Annotated in this window: 15 protein-coding genes; 3 read left to right on the forward strand and 12 right to left on the reverse strand. The window is 45.5% G+C overall.

The genetic code is table 11. The annotated features are described in order from the left end of the window. Positions 1–126: 126 nt before the first annotated feature. From J2736_RS13800 to J2736_RS13830, 7 genes are all read right to left on the reverse strand, one after another. A complete protein-coding gene (locus J2736_RS13800; protein WP_310499180.1) occupies positions 127–1731 on the reverse strand; it encodes an extracellular solute-binding protein in 1605 nt (534 codons plus the stop codon). A 56-nt stretch (positions 1732–1787) separates the two neighbouring features. Next, a complete protein-coding gene (locus tag J2736_RS13805) occupies positions 1788–2684 on the reverse strand; it encodes a carbohydrate ABC transporter permease (protein ID WP_310499181.1) in 897 nt (298 codons plus the stop codon). Between the two features lie 3 nt (positions 2685–2687). Beyond that, positions 2688–3665, reverse strand: a complete 978-nt coding sequence (locus J2736_RS13810) for an ABC transporter permease (protein WP_310499182.1) — start codon at positions 3663–3665, stop codon at positions 2688–2690. Positions 3666–3883: 218 nt separating this feature from the next. Further along, complete coding sequence (locus tag J2736_RS13815; RefSeq protein ID WP_310499183.1) at positions 3884–6610, reverse strand: discoidin domain-containing protein; 2727 nt, start codon at positions 6608–6610, stop codon at positions 3884–3886. A gap of 292 nt (positions 6611–6902) precedes the next feature. Continuing rightward, positions 6903–8468, reverse strand: coding sequence for a DUF3502 domain-containing protein (locus J2736_RS13820; protein WP_310499184.1), 1566 nt, complete (start codon positions 8466–8468; stop codon positions 6903–6905). Between the two features lie 132 nt (positions 8469–8600). Beyond that, entirely contained in the window at positions 8601–9488 is an 888-nt protein-coding gene (locus J2736_RS13825; RefSeq protein ID WP_310499185.1) for a carbohydrate ABC transporter permease, read from the reverse strand. 14 nt (positions 9489–9502) lie between these two features. Further along, the gene (locus J2736_RS13830; RefSeq protein ID WP_310499186.1) at positions 9503–10432 is read right to left on the reverse strand and encodes an ABC transporter permease; all 930 of its coding nucleotides are present in this window, start codon (positions 10430–10432) and stop codon (positions 9503–9505) included. A 332-nt stretch (positions 10433–10764) separates the two neighbouring features. Here J2736_RS13830 and J2736_RS13835 point away from each other — a divergent pair, with 332 nt between their 5' ends. Beyond that, on the forward strand, positions 10765–11655 hold the full coding sequence (locus J2736_RS13835; protein WP_310499187.1) for an ATP-binding cassette domain-containing protein: 891 nt from the start codon (positions 10765–10767) through the stop codon (positions 11653–11655). Continuing rightward, positions 11652–12497: an ABC transporter permease gene (locus J2736_RS13840; RefSeq protein ID WP_310499188.1), complete on the forward strand. Its 846-nt coding sequence runs from the start codon at positions 11652–11654 to the stop codon at positions 12495–12497. Before J2736_RS13835 ends, J2736_RS13840 begins: the two co-directional genes overlap by 4 nt. 716 nt (positions 12498–13213) lie before the next feature. Here the strand turns inward: J2736_RS13840 and J2736_RS13845 are convergent. Beyond that, positions 13214–13987, reverse strand: coding sequence for a TetR/AcrR family transcriptional regulator (locus J2736_RS13845; RefSeq protein WP_310499189.1), 774 nt, complete (start codon positions 13985–13987; stop codon positions 13214–13216). A 217-nt stretch (positions 13988–14204) separates the two neighbouring features. Here J2736_RS13845 and J2736_RS13850 point away from each other — a divergent pair, with 217 nt between their 5' ends. Beyond that, positions 14205–15662: an esterase-like activity of phytase family protein gene (locus J2736_RS13850; RefSeq protein WP_310499190.1), complete on the forward strand. Its 1458-nt coding sequence runs from the start codon at positions 14205–14207 to the stop codon at positions 15660–15662. 62 nt (positions 15663–15724) lie between these two features. Here the strand turns inward: J2736_RS13850 and J2736_RS13855 are convergent, their stop codons facing one another. The 4 genes from J2736_RS13855 to J2736_RS13870 all read right to left on the reverse strand — a co-directional run bounded on the left by J2736_RS13855 (position 15725) and on the right by J2736_RS13870 (position 21442). Next, complete coding sequence (locus J2736_RS13855; RefSeq protein WP_310499191.1) at positions 15725–18088, reverse strand: helix-turn-helix domain-containing protein; 2364 nt, start codon at positions 18086–18088, stop codon at positions 15725–15727. A gap of 157 nt (positions 18089–18245) precedes the next feature. Next, positions 18246–19025 (reverse strand): ABC transporter ATP-binding protein, encoded by a 780-nt coding sequence (locus J2736_RS13860; RefSeq protein ID WP_310499192.1) that lies wholly within the window; start codon positions 19023–19025, stop codon positions 18246–18248. Between the two features lie 33 nt (positions 19026–19058). Continuing rightward, on the reverse strand, positions 19059–20234 hold the full coding sequence (locus J2736_RS13865) for an MFS transporter (RefSeq protein WP_310499193.1): 1176 nt from the start codon (positions 20232–20234) through the stop codon (positions 19059–19061). Continuing rightward, positions 20231–21442, reverse strand: a complete 1212-nt coding sequence (locus J2736_RS13870) for an ROK family transcriptional regulator (protein WP_310499194.1) — start codon at positions 21440–21442, stop codon at positions 20231–20233. The genes J2736_RS13865 and J2736_RS13870 overlap by 4 nt, the downstream gene beginning before the upstream one ends. Positions 21443–21493 lie beyond the last annotated feature (51 nt).

The raw sequence follows: 21493 nt of genomic DNA on the forward strand, positions 1-21493 counted from the left end.
CTTTCGACCTTAAAAGATGTAACCTGAAGCAGGATGAGGTCACTCCGTTCAACATAAAAAAAGCATTTCGAACAGAGAGCAATCCCTGCTGCAAAATGCTTTTATAACCAGTAAACTACAAGTAAATTATTTCAAAAACTCTTTATTCTTCTCATACCATTCTTGGGCCAATTTCTCCACATTTTCCCCGCCAAGCCGCTTCCATTCTTTACGAACCTCTTCCATCGCAGATTCTGGGGTTGAAGCATTGCCTCCAGTTACGGCTTTCACCTCAATTTGCGTTGCAATCGGATGGAATGTTGCGATTAATTGACTGACTTCAGGAAGATCCGGATTAAAGGCAATGTCTCTGCGATATTTATTTTTGAGAGCCACATTCAGTGATTGCGTCTTAATTTTGGCATATTCTTGGGATACAGCATCTTGCGCAGCCATGACCGGGAACCACTCAGGTACTAAGCTAAAATCAGATACGATTGCGTACTCATAAGCATAAGATACTTCCTTACGGGATTTGTCAGCATTCAGTACTTGAGGAATCTTCCCATCCTGCAGTTTGTAATGAACGTTTTCCTCTCCGTACTTCAGTGACATATCCCCTTTTTCCATCATCCAATCTAGAAATTTAATAGCTGTTTCAATCTTATCTTCCTTCATCTTGCTGTTAAAAGCGACAAGAATATTCGCCGGCAGCTCCTGATACAACCCATTTTTCCCATATTTACTAGCTACCGGCTCTAACGGAACCATCTTCGCATCCGGCACATTTTTCTTTAGATCTATAAATTCATTTTGCATATTCCAAGAACTCATATAAATACCTGATTTGCCCGTCGTCCACAATTGACGCGCTCGCTGGAAGTTGCTATCCGTAATATATTCTTTATCCAACAAACCTTGGTCGAATAACGCTTTCTGATAAGCGATGGAATCCTTGTATCGATCCAACGTTCTGCCAAATTTCATTTTGCCGTCTTCCAAATACCATTGATTCTCATTCACCTGAAAGAAAGCTCTAATAATTTGCACAGCATTACCATTGAACGCAATAGGTACGGTATCTGCTTTACCATTGCCGTCAGGATCCGCATCTTTGAATTTTTTGGCCACTTCAATTAATTCTTCTGTTGTCGTTGGCGCCTTTAATCCGAGTTTATCCAACCAATCCTGACGGATCCACATGGCATGGTTGGCAATACCATCGATACTTCTGCTGCTGGTAATGGCATACATCTTACCATTAATCGTCATCGCCGATTTCAGCTCCGGATGCTCTTGCAGATACTTTTTCAATGTCGTACTGTACTTCTCAATGTAGCTGTCGATGGGCTGAATGGCGCCTTGATTGGCTAATTGGGCAATATAGTTGCGATCATACTCCCAGATAAGATCTGGCGCACTGCCAGAAGCGACCAGGGTGCTTAACTTCTGTTGAGCCTGCGCTCGGGGAACTGGAACCCAACTCACTTTCGCCGGTGAGTTTTCATTGATCCATTTCGTCCATCGGTTATCTTCATAGCTGCCTTCTTCTGCGGCTACGGTACCTCTATCAAAAGTGGAAATGCTGATTTCTTTCTTCGGTCCTACCGGTGTTGCCGCAGCTGGTGCACTGCCTTGTGGTGCAGTCGAGCTGCTTTCAGTCGTTGCCGTATTTGAGCTACAGGCAGCCAGTACCGCCAAAGACAAGCTTGCAGCAAGAACTGGTTTCCAAACATGATTAGACTTCTTCAATGAATTCATCCCCTTATAGTTTGTTATCTATACCAAGGGCTATGTGCCCCATGATATCAGCCTTTAACCGATCCAATCAAGACTCCTTTGACGAAATGTTTCTGAAGGAACGGATAGACAATCAGAATTGGCGTAACTGCGATGACGATAGCAGCCGCTTTGATGCCTTCTGGCGTTAGGACGACATTAGCTACGCCCTCACTTCCGGAAACATTGTCAAGCAGACTCTGATCCACCTGCAGAATCATTTGGTAGAGCTTGAGCGTCAGCGTCTGCATGGTCGTTTTGGTCACATACAGCAATACGTTGAAATACGAGTTCCACCAGCCGACCGCATAAAAGAGGGAAAGCGCAGCTAAAATCGGCTTGCATAAAGGTACGATGATTTGAACCAAAATTCGCCAATCACCTGCGCCGTCGATAGCCGCAGACTCCTCAACTTCCTCGGGTAAGCCCTCCATGAACGTTTTCATCACGAACATGTTATACGTACTTATTAAAGCAGGCAGCCATAATGCCCAGTACGTATCCATAAGACCTAAGGATTTTACGAGTATAAAATTCGGAATTACACCTGAAACGAACAACATCGTAAATGTGATGAACATGAGGATGGACGTGCGTCCCATCAGTCTTCGTCTAGAAAGCGGATACGCGGCCAATAAAGTAAGGGCCATATTGAGGGCTGTTCCCACAACGGTTACCAGCACCGTGTTGCGCATGGCTACAAAGAGCTGTCCATCCTGGAAAAGCCGCTGGTAAGCTTCCGTATTAAATTCAATCGGCCATAAGGACACCTCACCTGCTGTAATGGCTCTACTGCTGCTGAAAGAAGCTGCGATCTCATACCAAAAAGGGTATAACGCAATTAGTGAACAGATCGCAAGCACTGTGTAATTCGCCGCTGTTCCCAAACGAGTGAAGAATGGTTGATTGCTATTGTAGGTTTTCATCGATTACCAAAGCCCCCTTTCTCCGAAAACTCGGGTTAATCGATTCACACCCACGACTAGAATCAAACCAACCGCGGATTGGAACAAGCCTAATGCTGTCGTATAGCTATAGTTCATATTTTGTAAGCCCACACGATACACATAAGTGCTGATGACATCCGCTACATCCAATACAGACATATTCTGGAGCACCAACGTCTGCTCGAGGCCAACATCCATCATGTGCCCCATCCGAAGAACGAGCAAAATAGCAATTGTACTGCGAATTCCTGGTAACGTAATGTGCCAAATCTGGCGCAGTTTCGATGCCCCATCTATCTTCGCTGCTTCATATTGCTGAGGGTCAATGGATGCCATAGCTGCTAGGTATAAAATAGTGCCCCAACCTGCTTCACGCCATATACCGGATAATGTATACGCGATTGGCCACCAGCCGGAACTGGCCATAAAGTAGATGGGCTCGATGCCAAACACTTTCGTCAGCACCAAATTCACAACGCCTGTGCTCGGGGAAAGCATAGCTATAAAGATACCCCCTAGCACAACCCATGAGATAAAATGAGGTAGGTAGAGCAGGTTCTGAACCGTTCTTTTATACCACTCTTTGCGCACTTCATTGAGGAGAAGCGCAAGAAGAATAGGTACCGGAAATCCGAGAACAAGACTGTAGACATTGAGCAGCAAGGTATTCCTGAGAACTCTCCAAAAATCAATGCTTTGGAATAAGCTAGAGAAGTGTTTGAACCCCACCCATTTACTCCCAAATATTCCATCTGCGAACCGATAATCCTTAAAGGCAATCATTTCACCAACCATCGGAGCGTATTTAAATAACAGATAAAATCCGATTACAGGCAGTAGCATGAGATACAAATGTCGATCCCGTATCATTCGGTTTCTGAATGTGGATTGCGTCGGTTTGGTCCATATTGGCTTCCGTTGGTTTCTACCTGTATGGAAACCGGTCGTTCTTTCCTCCATGTTGTGTTCACCCTTTCGAAATTGAGCCTGCTGTTGTGCTGGCGATTCGATCGTATCCTGCGGTGAAGAGAATGGAAATAGACATGTTTTATTCAGTTGACCTTTCTTACAAAACATCCTGTTACCTTTCTTACACATGGTTCATTTTGTTAAGGTGATAACCACACGGTATACAAAAAAGCAGCCTCCCCTAATGGGGAGACTGCTGATTATTTGATCTAGTTCACAGAAGCAACACTCACACCATGATTGGAGTAAATAAAAATCGGTGCTCCAGTTAATGGCACATTCACACTTCCAGTTGTCGCAGCCAAATAGGTATGACTGCCATCAATGCCCACTATGGTAACGCCTGCATCAGAAGTAGTTATTGTCGCTGTATGGCTCGTGGAACTCGTCGTTTGCCAACTGGCATCCCATAAGGAAGTCACATAGCGATTCTTATTCTCGTCCCAAAACTTATAACCATAGTAAGGGTTACTGAGATTAGCTACTGGACCCAGATAGGAAGCATCATGGAGCACCCTAACCATCGTGTAATAGCCATAATAGCTAGGCTTAGGTACTGCATCCCAATCAATAAGTCCAAAATTATGTTCTATTTGCGTGGCCGTTTCACCAAAATCTTGAAACCCATACCAATGCACGGATTTAATTCCTCCAGCAATTGCATGCATATAAGCTCGGGCTAGATAGTTTCTTTGCGTTGTGCGGTCCACTAACTTCAAGAAGCCCCCGCCGCCTGTATAAGTGCTCCAGCCTAATTCTGTAAATACGATAGGCTTAGCAGCATCGCCATGACTGGACATTACACCTTTTAGATCGGCAATTTTGGAAATTAGCTTCTCAGGCGTCCCGCTATCTAATCCAGTAACAGGCGTATCCGAATATTTAACATAAGGATGAACATCCATGACATCAAAATAGGTTTTAACCAGCGCTCCATTTTGCCCGTCCGAGTTATACAACTGATCTAGCCAATTCAAACTACCTGTGTCAACACCCATAATCGCAGGCTCAACTAATAAGTTCCTATTGTCTATCGCCTTCATTGAATTGTGATTGTTCATTATCGAAGTTGCGGCCACAGTTGGCGTTGTGAAGTTGCTTGGATTATCAGGCTCGTTATAGGTTGAGAACGTCCACGCGCCATTCGTATTGTCAGCAGCTACCGTACTGCTTTCGTGGTAGAACATGTGAAAGTTTACCCCAAACTTACCGTACTCCTTTTTCGTGTAGTTGCTGTGATCGGACCACCTATTTTTATTCACGCCACCGATTTCTCTGAGAAGCTTTAATTTACTTTGTAAATTATTTTGTTCTCCTGGGTCACCATGGTTCACGTAATGATTACCGCTACCGAATGGTGCATCATTGATGGAGAAAATATCCCCTACTTGCTCTCCGCCAAGTACAGAAGGAGTTGTTAGCTTAACTGTCGTTACATCCTTCCTCTCCACACCCGATGCTTGAAAAGGAGTGACCGCAATGTAATAAGTGGTCTCAGGTTGAAGAGCGAAATACGATACGTATTTACCCACTTGCCCAATCCATCCTGTGTTGAGTGTTGTTTTGGGAGTTAATCCAGTCGTTGTTGTAAAGTCTGCGTTTTCAATATAGACCGCATACTTATTCGTGTTATTAATTACATGATTGTAACTTGACCAATCCAGATATAACGTGCTGTAATTTTTTAGATCCACGCGCAGCTCCACTTGTTCAGGCATCGGATTCTGCTGAGAAGGATTGTTGTCATACAGCTTCCAGCCCCAAATCGCGATCTCCCCAATGGTCAGCTGCTGGGAATTGTTCGCATTATGCATGATAATCTTGACAAACTTAGCATTCCTGCCGGAAACGCCGTAGGATATCGTGTTTACCATGGCATTAGCTGTGCGATTGTTTGTATTTGCGGTGTACCCCAGCGATGTATAATTGACACCATCTGTACTCACTTGAACCTCATAACCATCCATGTATTTACTACTGTCTGCTTTGGTCCATACATCGATCTTGCCGACCTGATACATATCATTCAAATTGAAAATGACCGTACCGAACTTTCCTTGTGAAGACCAAGCGGAATTGACGATCGTATCTGCCGTCATCTCTACACTAGAACCATCGATTAAATCTACAATCCCTCCTGCACCATCGTTAAGGGATTCATTATCCGTGGTTATTAAATCACCTTGGGTCACAAATGGCTGCTCCGTAACCCATTGATATGTCGCATTCGTCGGCAGCTTAGGGGTACTTGTATTGTAGGGACCTGATGCCCGCAAGAAATTATTGCTAAGCAGTGCCTGCTGCTCCAACGCATCTCCAAAAACAGCTACCTCTCCAAGTCTCATATTGAATACGGGAGTATCTTTATGCATAATGACTTTTACGTACCTCGCATAGACAAGTGGCTTGATCGTAAGCGCAACAGAAGCAAATCCGCTATTCGCCGCATTTTGGTTTTCTTGAACTCCTACCGAGTTGTAGGTAAGACCGTCGATACTGGCAAGTACCTCAAACTTTTTCATGGAACTATTCGTCGCTGTATCCGCCCAAACCTTGACCGTTGATACCTTGTAAACAGCTTGTAAATCATAGATAAGCGTTCCCGTAGACACCGCGTTATCATCCCATGTCGAGTTATTGCTGTAATTACCATCTGGACCATTAATCCCATCACTCATATCCGGAGCACCGCTGTTATCCGTTGAAATAATAGCAGGATCGGTGGCATGAGTCCCTTCCGTTAACCAAGTATAAGTTGCTCCAGTATGAATGATCTCCGTAGTTAAAGGAAATAAAGAGCCTAACGTATTTTCGCTTAAAAGCTTCTCAGGGACTGCCGCTATTACAGTGCTTGTATTCGAGGGAGTAATGAGCATTGTACACATTAAAATGGTGCATAAACAGAGATGCAAACCTTTTCGCTTCCATATTCTCACGATATAAACTCCTTTCGATTCCACATTTTATACAGCGCTTACAAAGAGTTTCTGTCAACATCTACCCTCCTCTCTGCAATAGGTATCCGTATAATAACGGATGATCTGATCGTAAGCAGATATCCACCATTTTGGAATAGACGAAATCGCTGCTCCATGCCTTTTTTTGCACCTCTGCACGTGACATCTTTTGAGCGGTGTTTAGTTTCTTATCATCAGGATATAATCACACACAAAAAGCCGCTTTCATCTTTTCCATGTAGGAGAAGAGAGGCGACTGTTCGTTCATTGCTTATTTCGAAGCTTTCCAAGCATCGATCTGTTTCTGCATCTCAGCCAAAATGTTGTCCAAGCCTGCTTTCTTCAGCTTCGCATTCATCACTGGCAGTGTTGTGTCTGGGTCAGCAATCCCCGTGATCAATCCCGCATAGAATTCATCCACGACAGATGCGGTTTGTGCCAATTCACTTTTTACATTACTTGGGTCAAAAGAGAATCCGAGAATGTTGGATGGAATCGCTGCGGCATTCTTATCTGGACCTGCTGGGAACCATTTCGGCTGTGTTGCACTGGTCCGGTACGAGTTAAACATGTTGCCGTATTCCCAACCGGAATCTACCCAGTAGCCGGCATTGTCCATCTTTTTGATCAAACCGTCCGAAACCTTCGTATAGTGCTTGCCCTCAATCCCGTAGCTCATCAAGTTAAACAGTTCTGCATTGGAGTACATCAAATTGTAGAACATCATCGCTCTGGCTGGATCTTTGGATGTGCGAGAGATGGCCGTCATGGTCGCAATAATGGATCCTGTGCTCATGTAGGGCTTCGAGAACTCAATCGCTGCTACGTTCGCTGCGTCGCCACCGCCAAATTTTTGCGCTTGATTAGCTGCTGTATCTGGATTGATAACCGTGAACGTAGAGGATACGTATTTGCCTGCCAGTTCATCCGAGTTCGTATCTTTAATCGTTGCTGCGTCTTTACGAATAATGCCTTTGGAGTACCATTCACGCATTTGTTTCAAAAAGGCCGTAAACTCCCTCGTCTCATACAAATTCACCACTTTGGAGGACGCATCGTCGATGCGAACAACCCCTGGGTTCTTTTGCGAAAAGTATTCAAGACCGATGGCACTGCCGTAGTTGCCCATCACATCTGTGTCACCTTTTAAGCTGAACGGATACTTATCAGGCTCAGACGCTTTTACTTTTTCGAAAAATGGTGTCAAATCCGCCAATGTCTTAAACTGATCGGCTTTAAAGCCATATTTGTCCAACGAAGTTTTATTGATCAGCACGCCTGGTGTACGAGCAAGAACCTGCGTATTGATGATCCCATACAGCTTGCCTTTCACTTTCGCTGCGTCCCAAGCAGATGGCGGAACTTGCTTTAGAATGTCTGGGCCATATTTCGGTAACAGCTCCGTAATGTCAAGGAATGCTCCTTTGTTTACGTTTTGCAGGTAGTCATTCGTCCAGTTGGAAGTGAAAATCAGATCGGCTTTTTCCCCAGAAGCTGCAATCGCTTGCATTTTCTGATCATACGTGCCCCAGTCGACCAATTGAATGTTCAATGTTGCATTGATTTTTTCTTTGGTAATTTTGCTCATCGCATCCTGAACGAGTTTGGCATCTGGGAATACACTTTGCGGCAAATACCAAGTAATCTCATATGGTTTAAGCTCCGTTGCAGCTGGGGACGCAGCAGCCGTCGAAGCCGCTGGCGATGCAGGCGCACTGCTCGCTGCCGGGGATGGTGAAGAGCTATTCGTGCTGGAACCGCAAGCACTGAGCAGCATGGCTAAGGACACACAGCTTACAATAACGGGAGATAATGCTTTGATTGATCTATTTTTCATATCATCGAACCCTCCTGATTTTTATGGTCACAATGGTACTAAGAAAGCGTAATAAGAAACTTAATAAGGAAGACATGTATTATCATCCGATCCGGATTCGGATTGACAAACGTTTAGAAGCCATACATTCAGTTAGCCTTTAACTGCACCAACTGTCAATCCTTTGATCAAGTATTTCTGGAAGAATGGGAACGCGAACAACATCGGACCTGCGGCCAGAATGGCAATCCCCATACGAGAAGATTCAGCTGGAATCGCACTCATATCAATGCTAATGCCTGCTTGCATATTTTTCGTCAAAAACTCGATATTAGACATGATTCGCTGCAAGTAGTATTGAAGCGGAATCAGATTCTCATTTTGAATGTACAGCATAGCAAGCCACCAGTCATTCCAATAAGCCAGGGCGTAGAACAAACCTACTGTCGCTAGGGCCGGCTTGGAAAGCGGAAGAACAATTCGCACAAAGGTGCTCAGTTCGGAGGATCCATCGATTTTGGCAGACTCAATAATCTCAAAAGGTAATCCATCCATAAAACCCTTCATAAGCATCGTAAACCAAGCGCTTACCCCATACGGAAGAATCAAAGCCCAAATCGTATCCTGCAGATGCAACACACTGGTCATCACGATATAGGAAGGAACCAATCCCGCATTAAAGAGTAACGTGAAGAAGACGAAGTAGCCTGTTAGACGGCTATACCGATAATCCCTCCGCGTCATGATATAGGCCAAGGAAGAAGTGAGTATTAAGCTTAAGATGGTTCCTAAGACCGTCACAACAATCGTCACCAGATAGGATTGAAGCAACGCCTTCGGCGTCTGAAAAATATACGAATACGCGACAAACGTAATGCGCTCTGGGATTAGTTGATAACCGAATTTCGCGATATCCCCATCGAAGGAGAGGGAGACCGAAATGACGTACAGCATCGGATAGATGAACAGGATGGATAAAACCAGAAAGAATAGAATGATTAGCGGGTTATTTTCTGACTTTTGCTTACTAGATGAATGCACTGCCACCCTCCTCCCTAGAATAGAGCGTTTTCTTTATTAAATTTCCTGACGAGTACGTTCGTCGTTATGACTAGAACTAGACCAACAACCGCTTGGTACAAGCTAGCTGCGGATGCCATGCCCAAGTCACCTACGACCCGTAATGAGCGAAAAACATACGTATCTACGACATCTGTCGTCGGGTATAACATCCCTGCATCCCGGGGCACGAAGTAGAATAATCCGAAGTCCGAGTAGAAAATACGGCCCACATTGAGCATGAACAGCATCGTTATCAGTGGCAAAATGAGCGGGATTGAGATCTTCCGAATTTGCTGCAATCGCGAAGCGCCATCTATGGAGGCAGCCTCATAATAACTGTTGTCAATGGACAGCAGACCCGTGAAGAAGATGATGGCGGTGTAGCCGACATTTTTCCATAAATACGTTAGGGTTAAAATAAGGGGCCAATAGCCCGGCTTACTATACCAGTCGATCGGGGTGAGATGGAGCTGCTCCAACGTTTTATTGATCACACCGAAGGATGGATTTAGCAGAATGTAGCTGACAAAACCGACGACGACCCACGAAAGGAAATAAGGAAAGAACAAGATCGTCTGAAACAGCTTCACCCATCTCCGACCCAATTCAGCCAGTAATAATCCAATAACTAATGCGCAGGACATCCCCACTACGATAAACAATCCATTTAATAGCAGCGTGTTTCGTGTAATCCTAAATGCATCCTGCGAGTTGAAGAAAAACTTGAAGTTATGCAGCCCTACCCAATCGCTTCCCCAAATGCCTTTGGCGTAGTTGATATCTTTGAATGCGATCACGATACCATACATAGGTAAGTAGTAAAAGATAAACACCACAATGACGGCCGGCAATCCGATTAAAAACAAACTTCTTGCCCGCCAGAAATGCTTCGATTCTTTGCGTATTGCTGAGAAGATCCCCAAGTACGCTGCCTCCTTCTGTCTGTGTAACGTTGCGTCCTCTTTGCGATTTCATCATACGAAATTGGGTGAGAAATTGGATACTGCTCATTTTTGCTGGGGTACAAATGTACTGTAAGATTCGAAAATTGCATGAGTTTTCACTGTACTTTTTTGTGAAGGAGGTGGTGAAAACCCTTATAGAATACGGATTTGGTGGAGATGAGAGTTTATGAGAGGCAGATGAAATGCTGCGGACGACCGAGTGCAATATCGGTCTTGAGAACGATCATAAATAACTGAGTATGTAATACACTGTTTATATGATCCACAATTTAAAGGACGGGGGCAATTGGATGACTATGCATTCTATTGAAGTAAGCGGCTTGCGTAAAAGCTTTGGCAACCAAACCGTATTGGATGGCATTGATTTAAAGGTGGGGAAAGGGTCCATCTTTGCGTTGCTCGGGCCCAATGGAGCAGGAAAAACAACGTTGATAAATATTCTATCAACGTTATCGGAACCGGATGCGGGCCATGCACGAATCGAAGGGTATGATGTCATCGCTGACCGTAAGATCGTGCGGGGATCGATCTCGCTCACAGGGCAATTCGCGGCAGTGGATGAGGTGCTAACCGGCCTCGAGAATATCATCATGATGTGCCGACTAGCTGGCTTATCGGCAGACGAATCCCGCGTCCGTGCAGCGGAGCTGCTCCAGCAATTCGATCTGGAAGCCGCGGCTGGCAAGCGCGTGAAATCTTACTCTGGCGGCATGCGCCGCAGATTGGATCTGGCCGTTAGCCTTGTCGTTAGTCGTCCAGTACTTTTTCTCGACGAGCCGACGACAGGTCTAGATACGGTCAGCCGCCGATCCTTGTGGGAGACGATTCTCCAGTTGAAGCAGCAAGGCATGACGATACTGTTGACGACGCAATATTTGGAAGAAGCGGATCAACTTGCTGATGAAATTGCTGTGCTGAATCATGGACGGATCGTTGCATCCGGCTCTGCTGAAGCGTTGAAAGCACGTGTTGGCGGTGAAGTCATCGAGCTCCGGAACGCGTTAGACGAAGTCATTCTATCCATTCCGACGAGCGGTACTGTTCACGATGTCAGCCAAACGTTGAGTGAGATCGCGAACTCTTGCCCGCCAGGTACGCGCATCTCCATTCGCAAACCAAGCATGGACGACGTCTTCCTTGCGTTGACGACACCTAATCACAAGGAGGCTACCCTCGTATGAATGATTTCCAAGCGCTGAAGAACGTACAGTCGGTGAACTCGACTCCACTTTCGAACAAGAGCAGTCTACAAGCAACGCCAAAGCCCCCTTCTTTCGCAGCAACCAACGCCGTCTTCATCGGACGCAGCATCCGTCACAGCTTGCGCAACATCGAGTCGCTGATGATGGCCATCATGCTGCCCATCATGCTCATGCTGCTGTTTACCTATGTATTCGGCGGTGCCATTGATTCTAGCGGCAATTATGTGAATTATGTTGTACCCGGCATCATTCTCTTATGTGCAGGCTTCGGTTCATCCAGCACCGCTGTTGATGTGGCAACCGACATGACCAATGGCATCATTAACCGTTTCCGAACGATGCCGATTAGCAGCATCAGCGTCATTACCGGTCATGTCGCCGCGAGCCTTGCTCGCAATTTGCTTGCTACTTGTTTGGTCATTGGCGTTGCCCTGCTCGTTGGTTTTCGTCCAAACGCGACATTCATCGAATGGCTTGGCGCTATTGGCATTATTATCTTGTTCATTCTAACCTTTACCTGGCTGTTCGCCGCGATTGGCCTCGTCACAGGCAGCCCTTCCGCTGCTAGCGGCTACGGCTTTGCCCTGCTGTTCCTGCCTTATCTGTCCAGCGCATTCGTGCCAACGAATACCATGCCTTCTTGGATGCAGGGTTTTGCGAACCATCAGCCCATTACACCGGTTATCGAAACCATTCGCGGACTGCTCATGGGTACGCCGGTGCTCAATAACCCTTGGTGGGCCATCGGTTGGTGCGTCGCGTTACTGGTGATAGCGATTAGTTGGTGCATTCTGGCGTTTCGTAAGAATGGCGGGAAGTGAGGGGGGAACCAGCAAGATAGATAGTGTTATGCCATCTTATGCCATCATCTTATCTCGCAGAAAAGCTCGGATAGCCCGCGTTTAACGTTATGGCATAACGCTATCCTCCTTCAACTAGCTCATTTTCTGCTGAAAAGGTGGCATAGCGTTATGCCATCTTATGCCATCACCCTATTTCCCTTGAAAATGGTCTATGGATGCAATTAACGTTATCGCATAACACTATTCACAAGAAATAGCTTTCCACCAAAACCAACCAGCGCCTCGGCTATACCGAGACGCTGGTTGGTTTTGACAAAGGTGCCGATTACTCCAGACGATAAGTTTGTGTTTTCGGGGGATTGTGCTAGTGGTTGGTGCTAAGCACTGATGGCAACTGGTTGGTATAGCTAGTGTAGTCGAGTCAGTGATTAACCGCGTTTCCCCCACACTTCCCGATCCCGATGCTGATCTCAACACCACAACTTAACTGGAAATTGTACAGCTATTTCGGAGCATTTCAACTAAATATTCGCATTAGATGGAAAACATGTAGCTATTTCTCCCCCAGATGCGCGTAATGGCCAATTCACCTACAATTACCTGTACAAAATCCATTTATTCTTCATTTATATCGATTTCCCAAAGAATTAACTGCAGAAATTCCATCTATTCGTAATTGAGCAATCAACCAGCGCCTCGAGGTTCGAGTAAGGTAGCTCCGGCAACCGAGCCACTTACCCCTTCTCACGCAAATAATGCGCAATCCCATCCAAGATTCGCTCAAGCCCAAAATCCAGATCATTGCCGATCGGATTCTCCACCTCATCCGTGTAAGCACCCGCCATTAAGATGGGATGGAGATGGGGAAAACGGTCCGGTTTGACCAGCTGTTTGAGTGCTGCCCCATATGTGATGCCGCCAAATGTCTCCGGGCTCGCACCATCACGGATCGCCTTATCCATGTCACGCGCGATCAGACCGCATGCTCTAGCATAGCTGCTGACGAGCAATAGGAACGACATTTTCTCAAAATCATTCAGCGGAAAATCCCGCATGATTCGCAACATCCAGTCGATTACCTGCAGATTATTAGGCGCAAGGGGGACGCTCGTAATCGGAATATCCCCGTACCATGCATGTTTGCGGAACACATCTACGCATGCCCAGACGTATTCCCCCATTTCTTCGCGCCAAGGCTTTCCTGGTACCTCCTGTGGAATGGGAATAGCACAGACGGCATCCTGCATCAGCACGAGCAAGTCTTCTTTGCTTGTGATGTAGCGATAGAGCGACATCGTCGTGTACCCCAACGATTGAGCCACCCTGCTCATCGAAACCGCTGCAAGTCCATCGTTGTCAGCAATATCAATCGCCGCGTCAACAATTTTTTTGATGCTAAGTTCACCTTTTGGCCCTCTGCGGGACGGCTTAATAATTCCCCAACTAAGCGCTACACCCGATGGTAAGCTCTGTATGATTTCATCATCGATCTCGTCGCCGATTTCCATGTTGCTCAATCCTCCATTATCCTTGCAGTTCCGAAAATGTATACATCATATACAGTATATCACACTCGCATCTGGATAGATGAGCGGAAGCAACTCCAGATAACGATCTCAAAATTTACAATCCCATAATATTCAATTTACACAACCCTTACATTGGTTTGCTATAACTAAGAAGTCAAACATACATGCGGACAATAGTGAGGGGAGAATGCTACAAATGAAACGTAAATGGATCGTATTAACTTCTTTATTGCTTGCTCTTCCAGTGGCAGTTTCGGGAACAGTAACGGCTCAACAAGTAAGTGGGGAAACTTCCGAGAATGTCGTGTACTCCAGTAATGGACAAGTAATTAAGCCATCAGCACCTGCTGTCAATTTGGACGGCAGCTTATACATGCCAGTTCGTGCGCTTTCTGAATCTTTGGGTAAATATGTCGATTGGGATGAGTTCCGCAGCAGTGTGTCCTTAACGGACAAGCCTGTTTTGACTGGTAAATACGAACTTAAGGCCCCAAATCTTGCAGAAGGTATCAAAATGGGAGTTGGTTCATCCTTAACGCACATTCCAGGAGACCCTGATAATGTATTCTATACAACGGCTGATCGCGGGCCCAACGGTCAACCTACGATAAACGGTAAAACAGTGCGTACCTTCCCACTGCCAGACTATACACCAACGATTTATAAAATCGAAGTAAGTAAGGGCGAAATCAATATTTTAGACAAGTTCCCTTTGAAGCTGTCAGGTACTGACCCTGTATCAGGTAAAGTTACGATTACTGGACTGCCCAATATTAAAGGGCGCGATGAAGAGCCGTATGATGCAAAAGGCGAGAAAGTGTTAGCCTATGACCCGTACGGACTTGATATCGAAGGCTTGGCTTACAATCCGAAGGATGACTCTTTCTGGATTTCCGATGAATACGGCCCGTCCATTGTTCATGTGAAACGTGACGGTACGATTATTGAGCGTATTGTGCCTAAAGGTTGGGCAAGCCAGGCATCCGCTCCGCTTGTGCCATCCCGTGAGACACTGCCAGACGTGTACAACAAACTTCGCCAGAACCGTGGAGCCGAAGCTGTTGGCATTACGCCTGATGGCAAATATATGTTCATGGCTATGCAGAATGCGCTTCGCAATCCAGATAAAGCGATGGACAATTCCCGTCAGGTCCGGATTATTAAGTTTGACCTAGCGACACTTAACCCTGTTGGTGAGTTTGTATACGTCCTAGAAGATGCGAAGCAATTTAAAGATCTAGCTCAAGGAGATATCGTTATCTCTGATATGGTTGTCGTGAACGAGAACACGCTGTTAATCGATGAGCGAGATAAATTCTCTGGCGATAAAGCACAATTGAAGCGCATTTATGCCATTGACCTTTCAACGGCTACTAACATTAGTGGCAAATACGACAGTGCGACAGCCGCAGGTAAAACGCTTGAGCAAATGACGATTGCAGATTTGAAAGCGAATGGAATCTTGCCTACGACGAAACGTACGGTTCTGGATGCAGTTGCCTTCAAGTTCCCTTATGAAAAAATTGAAGGTGTTTCGCTTATTAATGGTGATACACTTGCTATCACGAACGATAACGATTTTGGCATTGACAGCACGACGCCAGAAAATGGAACACTTCTTTGGACGTTTAAACTGCCGTACACAATTAAATAGGCACACATCAAACAGACCCGGAAGTCCATCATGGACAACTGGGTCTGTTTATTTTTTCTATATCAACGCATACGCTTCGCCATATACTCTCTTGGTGTCATCCCGAACTTAGCTTTGAACAATTTATAAAAGTAACTCTCATTCTCAACGCCCACTCGCTGCATGATCTCCTGGATGCTCAGCTTCGAATTCTCCATCCATTCCACCGCTTTATGAAGCTTGACCTGATTAATATATTCGGGGATCGACATCCCGAGGTGAATCTTGGCTATTTTGCTCAACTTGTAAGCAGGTAGTCTCATCATGTCAGAAATACTTGCAGCAGAAAGAGATGAGTCGAAGTAGTTGGAATCGATGATCTCCTTAATCGTATCAGCGACAACTTGATTGCCTTGGATGCCCTTTTCTTCGCCCTCACTATGGATGGCGCGTACAGCTTCTAACAAGAGCCCTTCGAATTGTTCAATGGTTTCCTCCTCATACAGCTCACGGCTCATCAATCTGGCTGGAACAGCAATTGGCTCCTTACTCGTACGGTTCATCTCAAAAATCGTCATCTTCAAATGGTGAACGACCTGCATGCTGACCAACATGATGCTGCCATAGTCCAATTGGCGGATCTGACTGAACAATTCACGCAGTCTTTCTTCTGTCTTGGCTGCATGCCCCTTAGGCACTGCATCAGTAAATTTACTGACCATGCCCAACACATGCTCAATGTCTACATTTTCTATATTTGCATCGATATGTGCTTGTGTAATCACAGATTTCGTTCCAAATACATACCGGTAGGAGCTATTAGCTAAGGTTTCGTTATAGGCGGCAGCAATTGCTGTATACTCGGAAATGATTGTGCTGACGGTTGCCGTGAATGTGATATGGTAATGCTTCTCCATGTAGTTCTGCGCTTCCCGTATCGCTTGTTCCACTTGTTCCACGGCGTTCTCTTGGCTATCTGCGGTGTTCAAAAGGATCGTGAGCGAGTCATCTTTCATATCCACGGTTTGGGCGACACTTATCTGGGATAAAGCATCCGTCGTGACATTAGCGATCGCGAAGCGCAGCAACTCCCGTTCTGCTAGGCTTTTGTGGCTTAGGAACTTTTTGTACTCATCGATGCGGAGAACACAAATGATGAAAGGTTTATCTTTGGTTAAGGCATCATTCAACTGCCTCAATACGTCTTCAAATTCAGCTGCATTCATGCTGTAGCTATCGGCCATTAGCTTTTTCAAAAAGTAAATCTTCATGATACTCGTATTATTGTTCTTCTCGAGGTTGTACTCATAGAGCTGTTCTCGCGACTTCTGATACACCTCGGTCAAATAGGAAAACTCGTCTTTCACACCAGGCTTCAGGAAGCCCTCTTTTCCAGCCCCTCCGGGCGATGTCTGTTCTATTAACCTTCTCACCGGCTTATAAATACCTCGAGAAACCGATAACGTTAACAGAAGCGCACCTACAAAAACAGCTCCCGTGATGATCACAATCGTATCCATCAACTGCTTCAGATTAGCGTACACTTCTTTGTACGGCTTTGCTTCCAACAGGGTCCATCCCGTTTTTTCTAAATAGATATAAGAGACGATGAGCTTGTCACCATTCACTTCAGTTTCGTAAAATCCAGCCGACTCTCCCGCATGCATCCGCTCTTGGGAAACCGACGTTTCGAAGGCTCGCTTGATTGTTACCGCCGAAGGATTTTCAGCGATCATCTGGTTAGTATCGGTCTCTATGAACTGATTCTTGTTGTCTAAAATGTATAAATCGCTTTGCGTGCGCGCATCAAACTGGTTAATCGTTCGAATGTTATCGACGAGCCAATCTAATTTCACATTGAGAATGATGGCTCCGTCCATTACCCCTTTTGCATCTACATTTTCAAACATGACATAACTCAATACAGTATCGTAGGTAGGGCCCGCGGTAGTGCCTCCGGTTTGCATTTTCCGAACAATTGCCTTTAACGGGATTATGGGAGCGTTCTGTGCAAGAACCTTATCTAACTCAGCATCCTTATGGTACAACTCACCGAATGTGGAGTAATACATTTTCTTATGGTTGTTATAGACATAAACGGATTGAACGAACGGATAGTTAGCGACCACCGTCGCATTTAATTTGTTAATCGTATTCATATGATCGTAGGTTTCTTCATCATTCAAATACATAAGTGCCTTCACATCATTATTGCCGTATGTAGAAAACGTCAGTTTACTAATCATCGTGTCCAAATAATCGATATTGTACTTCATTTGAGACAAGAGCTTTTGGCTCCCCTCGTATTCGCTTTGGAACATATTTTTCTCCACATTCACATAGATCAGACTTGAAAATGGAAGTAAAATGAGCAGGATCATACAGTTGATCCATAGAAAAATGCGCAGCAAATACTTCTTCTCCCGAACGATTCGCCAAAGTTTCATGCCAGTTCCCCCTTGTGTTCAAACTATAATAGGCACGAATTCCATGTCCCTTATTATAACGCTTTCAACACGAACAGTCCCTACTGATTTGTATTGTAGGGACTTCCTTAAATCGTACAAAGAGACCCTCAGCAATAGACTGAGGGTCTCCGTTTGTTTAGGGAATGGAAATCCATGCCCGCTGATTCTGCCAATTCACTTCTACAGAGGTTTCAAAGAAAGAAGACAAACTATCACTAGTCAGTACTTCGCGCGAGTCTCCTTTGGCAAATACACCTCCGCGGCGAATGAGTAACGTTTTGCCAAACACAGGAAGAATCTCTTCAATATGATGGGTGACAAATAGGAGCGTCGGAGCATTCGGACTCTTGACTAGTTCACTAATACTAGACAGTAAAGCTTCTCTAGAAAGAAAGTCCAGACCGTTTGTAGCTTCATCCAAAATTAACAGCTTCGGTGATGCCATTAATGCTCTGGCAATGAGCAGCTTTTGTTTCTCTCCCTGCGAGCAGGATTGATATGTACGATCATACAAATGCAAGCAAGACAACTGCTGCATATATGCCCTTGCACGGTCGTAATCTTCTTCACTCGGTTTATCATACAACCCTATAGAGGCATGTTTGCCACTGATTACGACATGCTGTGTTCGATCTGAAGCATACAACTTCTCCTGCAAAGATGAACTGACCCACCCAATTGATTTGCGCAATTCTCTTATATCAACGCTTCCAAAAGGATGCCCCAAGACGGACAATTGCCCTTTCGTTGGCCAAATGTAGCCATTAATCATGTTGAGCAGGGTTGTTTTGCCTGAGCCGTTTAGTCCAAGAATAGCCCAATGCTCGTCTTTGGCAACTTGCCAATTAATCTCTTCCAGGATGATCTTGTTGTCTCTATGCCAACCTATTTCATTCATTTCAATTACCTGAGTCATACCGTAGCCACCCCTTCCCGAGTTAGGTTCCTCCTATATTCCCGGACGTGTTTGAACGAGCCGTGGGCTTTTATTCCGGTGAACACCTGCTAATAGAAGAACAAAAGCTGCTCCCGCAAGTAAGATACAGACGGCAAATAATTCCATGGAGTGACCTTTGTTCATCAGCCATCCCCCTATGCCACTGCCTAACACACCAGCGAGACTAAACATCCACATCGAAAGCAGCATTTGTCCTGTTGATCTTAAAGCCATTGGGACTATCGATCGTACGTAATACATGGCTGCGACGTACATCAATGCAAATGTCGCGCCTTGGAGCGTTTGACTGATCATAAGTCCAGCTAAGTTCCCAGTTGTCCAAATGAGCAGCCATTTGACGCCATAGCAAGCTGCAGCTGTGCAAAGAACACGGATTGGACCGTATTTGTCGAGCCACGCTGACGCTCGGTAAAAAAAGGGAATTTCACAAAGTGCAGCAACAGACCAGCAGAGTCCTACAAACAATTCCGTGCCGCCGATATCTTGTGCATAGATGCCTGTGAAATTATCTGCTGCTCGGGAAGCACAACCTAGCAATAATAGTGCACCCATGATGAACCATAATCCCGGCTTTCCCGTCCATATCATCATTATAGACCAATTCGACTTCGTACTCGAGGTGTGGCGAGGCTCATCAGGCAGTGGCAGCAGACAGATCAACGAAAGTACTAGACCTCCTGAATAAAGTACATATAAAACTACAGGACCCGTTTGCTGTGAAATCCATCCCATACAAGGCGCGGCACAAGCAAAACCCAAGCTCCCCCAAATGCGATAAGCCCCATAAGGCCGCCCCCCTATTTCGCTGAGTGACATGTTCCACGAATCAACCAATGGAATGACCGGAGAAGAGAAAATAACAAATATCAAATATCCTATCAACAATAGCATGCTATCTTCCGAAGTAAACAGGATACCAAGACCAACCGTCATCCCGACTAAACAACATAGGATAATTCTTTTCACTCCGCCGAGTCTGTCACTTACAGCCCCCCATGACGGTTGAGCCACCGCGCCTGCTACAAGTCCCGCAGACAGAAAAGCCCCGATCTCCAGGAGCGAGAGGCCTTTCTCTTTAAGGACTAAAGGAAGATAGATAATATTCATCGCTGTCGTGCCGTAATAAATAAAATAGAATGCCATAAGCCATCGTGCTGTTGAAATCATGATCCAGAGCCTTCTTTTCCTGAAATCGTATTCAATAAACCCTGATGAAAAACAAGTGAAGCAGCCCCAATGGATCCGTTATTCTGGTGAAAATCAGAAAAAATAATCGCTGTACTCCGATTGCTTGCTCTAGTCGTCTGTTCCATGGCGATAGTCATAGACGGGGCAAACCATGACACAGCTCTTATTAACTCACCTCCGAGGATCACCGCTTGCGGATTCATTAGGTTAATCGTATTTCCCAATACAAACCCTAATCGATCTCCAACGTCCTGAAGCTCCTTTACGGCTCGAGTATCCTGCTTCTTCAGCAGTGTCACTATTTCCCCGAAGCCGCCGTCCAGACCCATTTTTTTCCCCAGATTCTGAACCGATACATACGGTTCTAGACACCCTCGTTGACCGCAGTAGCACAACTCGCCGTTTAGTTCGATCTTCACATGACCGATTTCCCCTGCTTGGTATTGATAGCCCGAATAGATCTCATGATTGATGACTATTGCGCTCCCGACACCTTCATCCAAATAGACGCAAAGGACATGCCCCAAATCCTCCTCCGGACGGGACCACACCTCACCAATGGCAAAGGCTCTAACATTATTATCAATGAAAACAGGAATGCTGAACCTGTCTTCCAAAAGTGAACGAACAGGAACCTGAAACCAGCCAAGATAAGGTGAATGTATGACAATGCCTTCATGGGAATTAACGATTCCTTGGACACCTACCCCAATGCCGGTAAAAATGGATGCTTCAGGTACCTTCGCTAACAACATTTCGATGATCTGAATCAGCATGTTCAGCAATTGTTCAGCCGCATCTTGGGCTTGGACCGAGTTCGTATCCCGTATTGGCGTTAAAGAAAGTGACATCTTCTCCTGATGCAACAGCATACGGTTGTAATCCATAAGCACGCCGGCAACATGACTTTTGGTCACCTCTACGCCAATTGAAACTAGACGCTCCCTGTTTAACCGCAGCTGCGTAGGTCGTCTCCCGGCTCCCCTTAAGGATAACGTCTCCTCTTCTACAACCAAGCCCTGATGCAGTAAATCCCCAATAATATTTGTTACGGTCTGCTTTTGAATCCCTGATTTCCGAGAAATTTCAATACGCGAGATGAGCCTCTCACGGTGCAGCAGCTTTAGAACCTTGCTCTGATTATTCATCTTCATCCACAGAAAGCTGTTACCTTGCTCGGTTTTCAAACCTCATCCCCCTCACCCATTTCTTTCCTACAAAGGGCTTAGGCAGCTATG

Source organism: Paenibacillus qinlingensis, assembly GCF_031455095.1.
Taxonomy (GTDB): Bacteria; Bacillota; Bacilli; order Paenibacillales; family NBRC-103111; genus Paenibacillus_E; species Paenibacillus_E qinlingensis_A.

What these genes read in the sequence shown, in the direction of transcription:
- J2736_RS13805 (WP_310499181.1), bottom strand. Translation starts at nt 2,684, where the DNA reads ATGAAAACCTACAATAGCAATCAACCATTCTTCACTCGTTTGGGAACA.
- J2736_RS13810 (WP_310499182.1), bottom strand. Translation starts at nt 3,665, where the DNA reads ATGGAGGAAAGAACGACCGGTTTCCATACAGGTAGAAACCAACGGAAG.
- J2736_RS13820 (WP_310499184.1), bottom strand. Translation starts at nt 8,468, where the DNA reads ATGAAAAATAGATCAATCAAAGCATTATCTCCCGTTATTGTAAGCTGT.
- J2736_RS13835 (WP_310499187.1), top strand. Translation starts at nt 10,765, where the DNA reads ATGACTATGCATTCTATTGAAGTAAGCGGCTTGCGTAAAAGCTTTGGC.
- J2736_RS13840 (WP_310499188.1), top strand. Translation starts at nt 11,652, where the DNA reads ATGAATGATTTCCAAGCGCTGAAGAACGTACAGTCGGTGAACTCGACT.
- J2736_RS13845 (WP_310499189.1), bottom strand. Translation starts at nt 13,987, where the DNA reads ATGGAAATCGGCGACGAGATCGATGATGAAATCATACAGAGCTTACCA.
- J2736_RS13850 (WP_310499190.1), top strand. Translation starts at nt 14,205, where the DNA reads ATGAAACGTAAATGGATCGTATTAACTTCTTTATTGCTTGCTCTTCCA.
- J2736_RS13855 (WP_310499191.1), bottom strand. Translation starts at nt 18,088, where the DNA reads ATGAAACTTTGGCGAATCGTTCGGGAGAAGAAGTATTTGCTGCGCATT.
- J2736_RS13860 (WP_310499192.1), bottom strand. Translation starts at nt 19,025, where the DNA reads ATGACTCAGGTAATTGAAATGAATGAAATAGGTTGGCATAGAGACAAC.
- J2736_RS13865 (WP_310499193.1), bottom strand. Translation starts at nt 20,234, where the DNA reads ATGATTTCAACAGCACGATGGCTTATGGCATTCTATTTTATTTATTAC.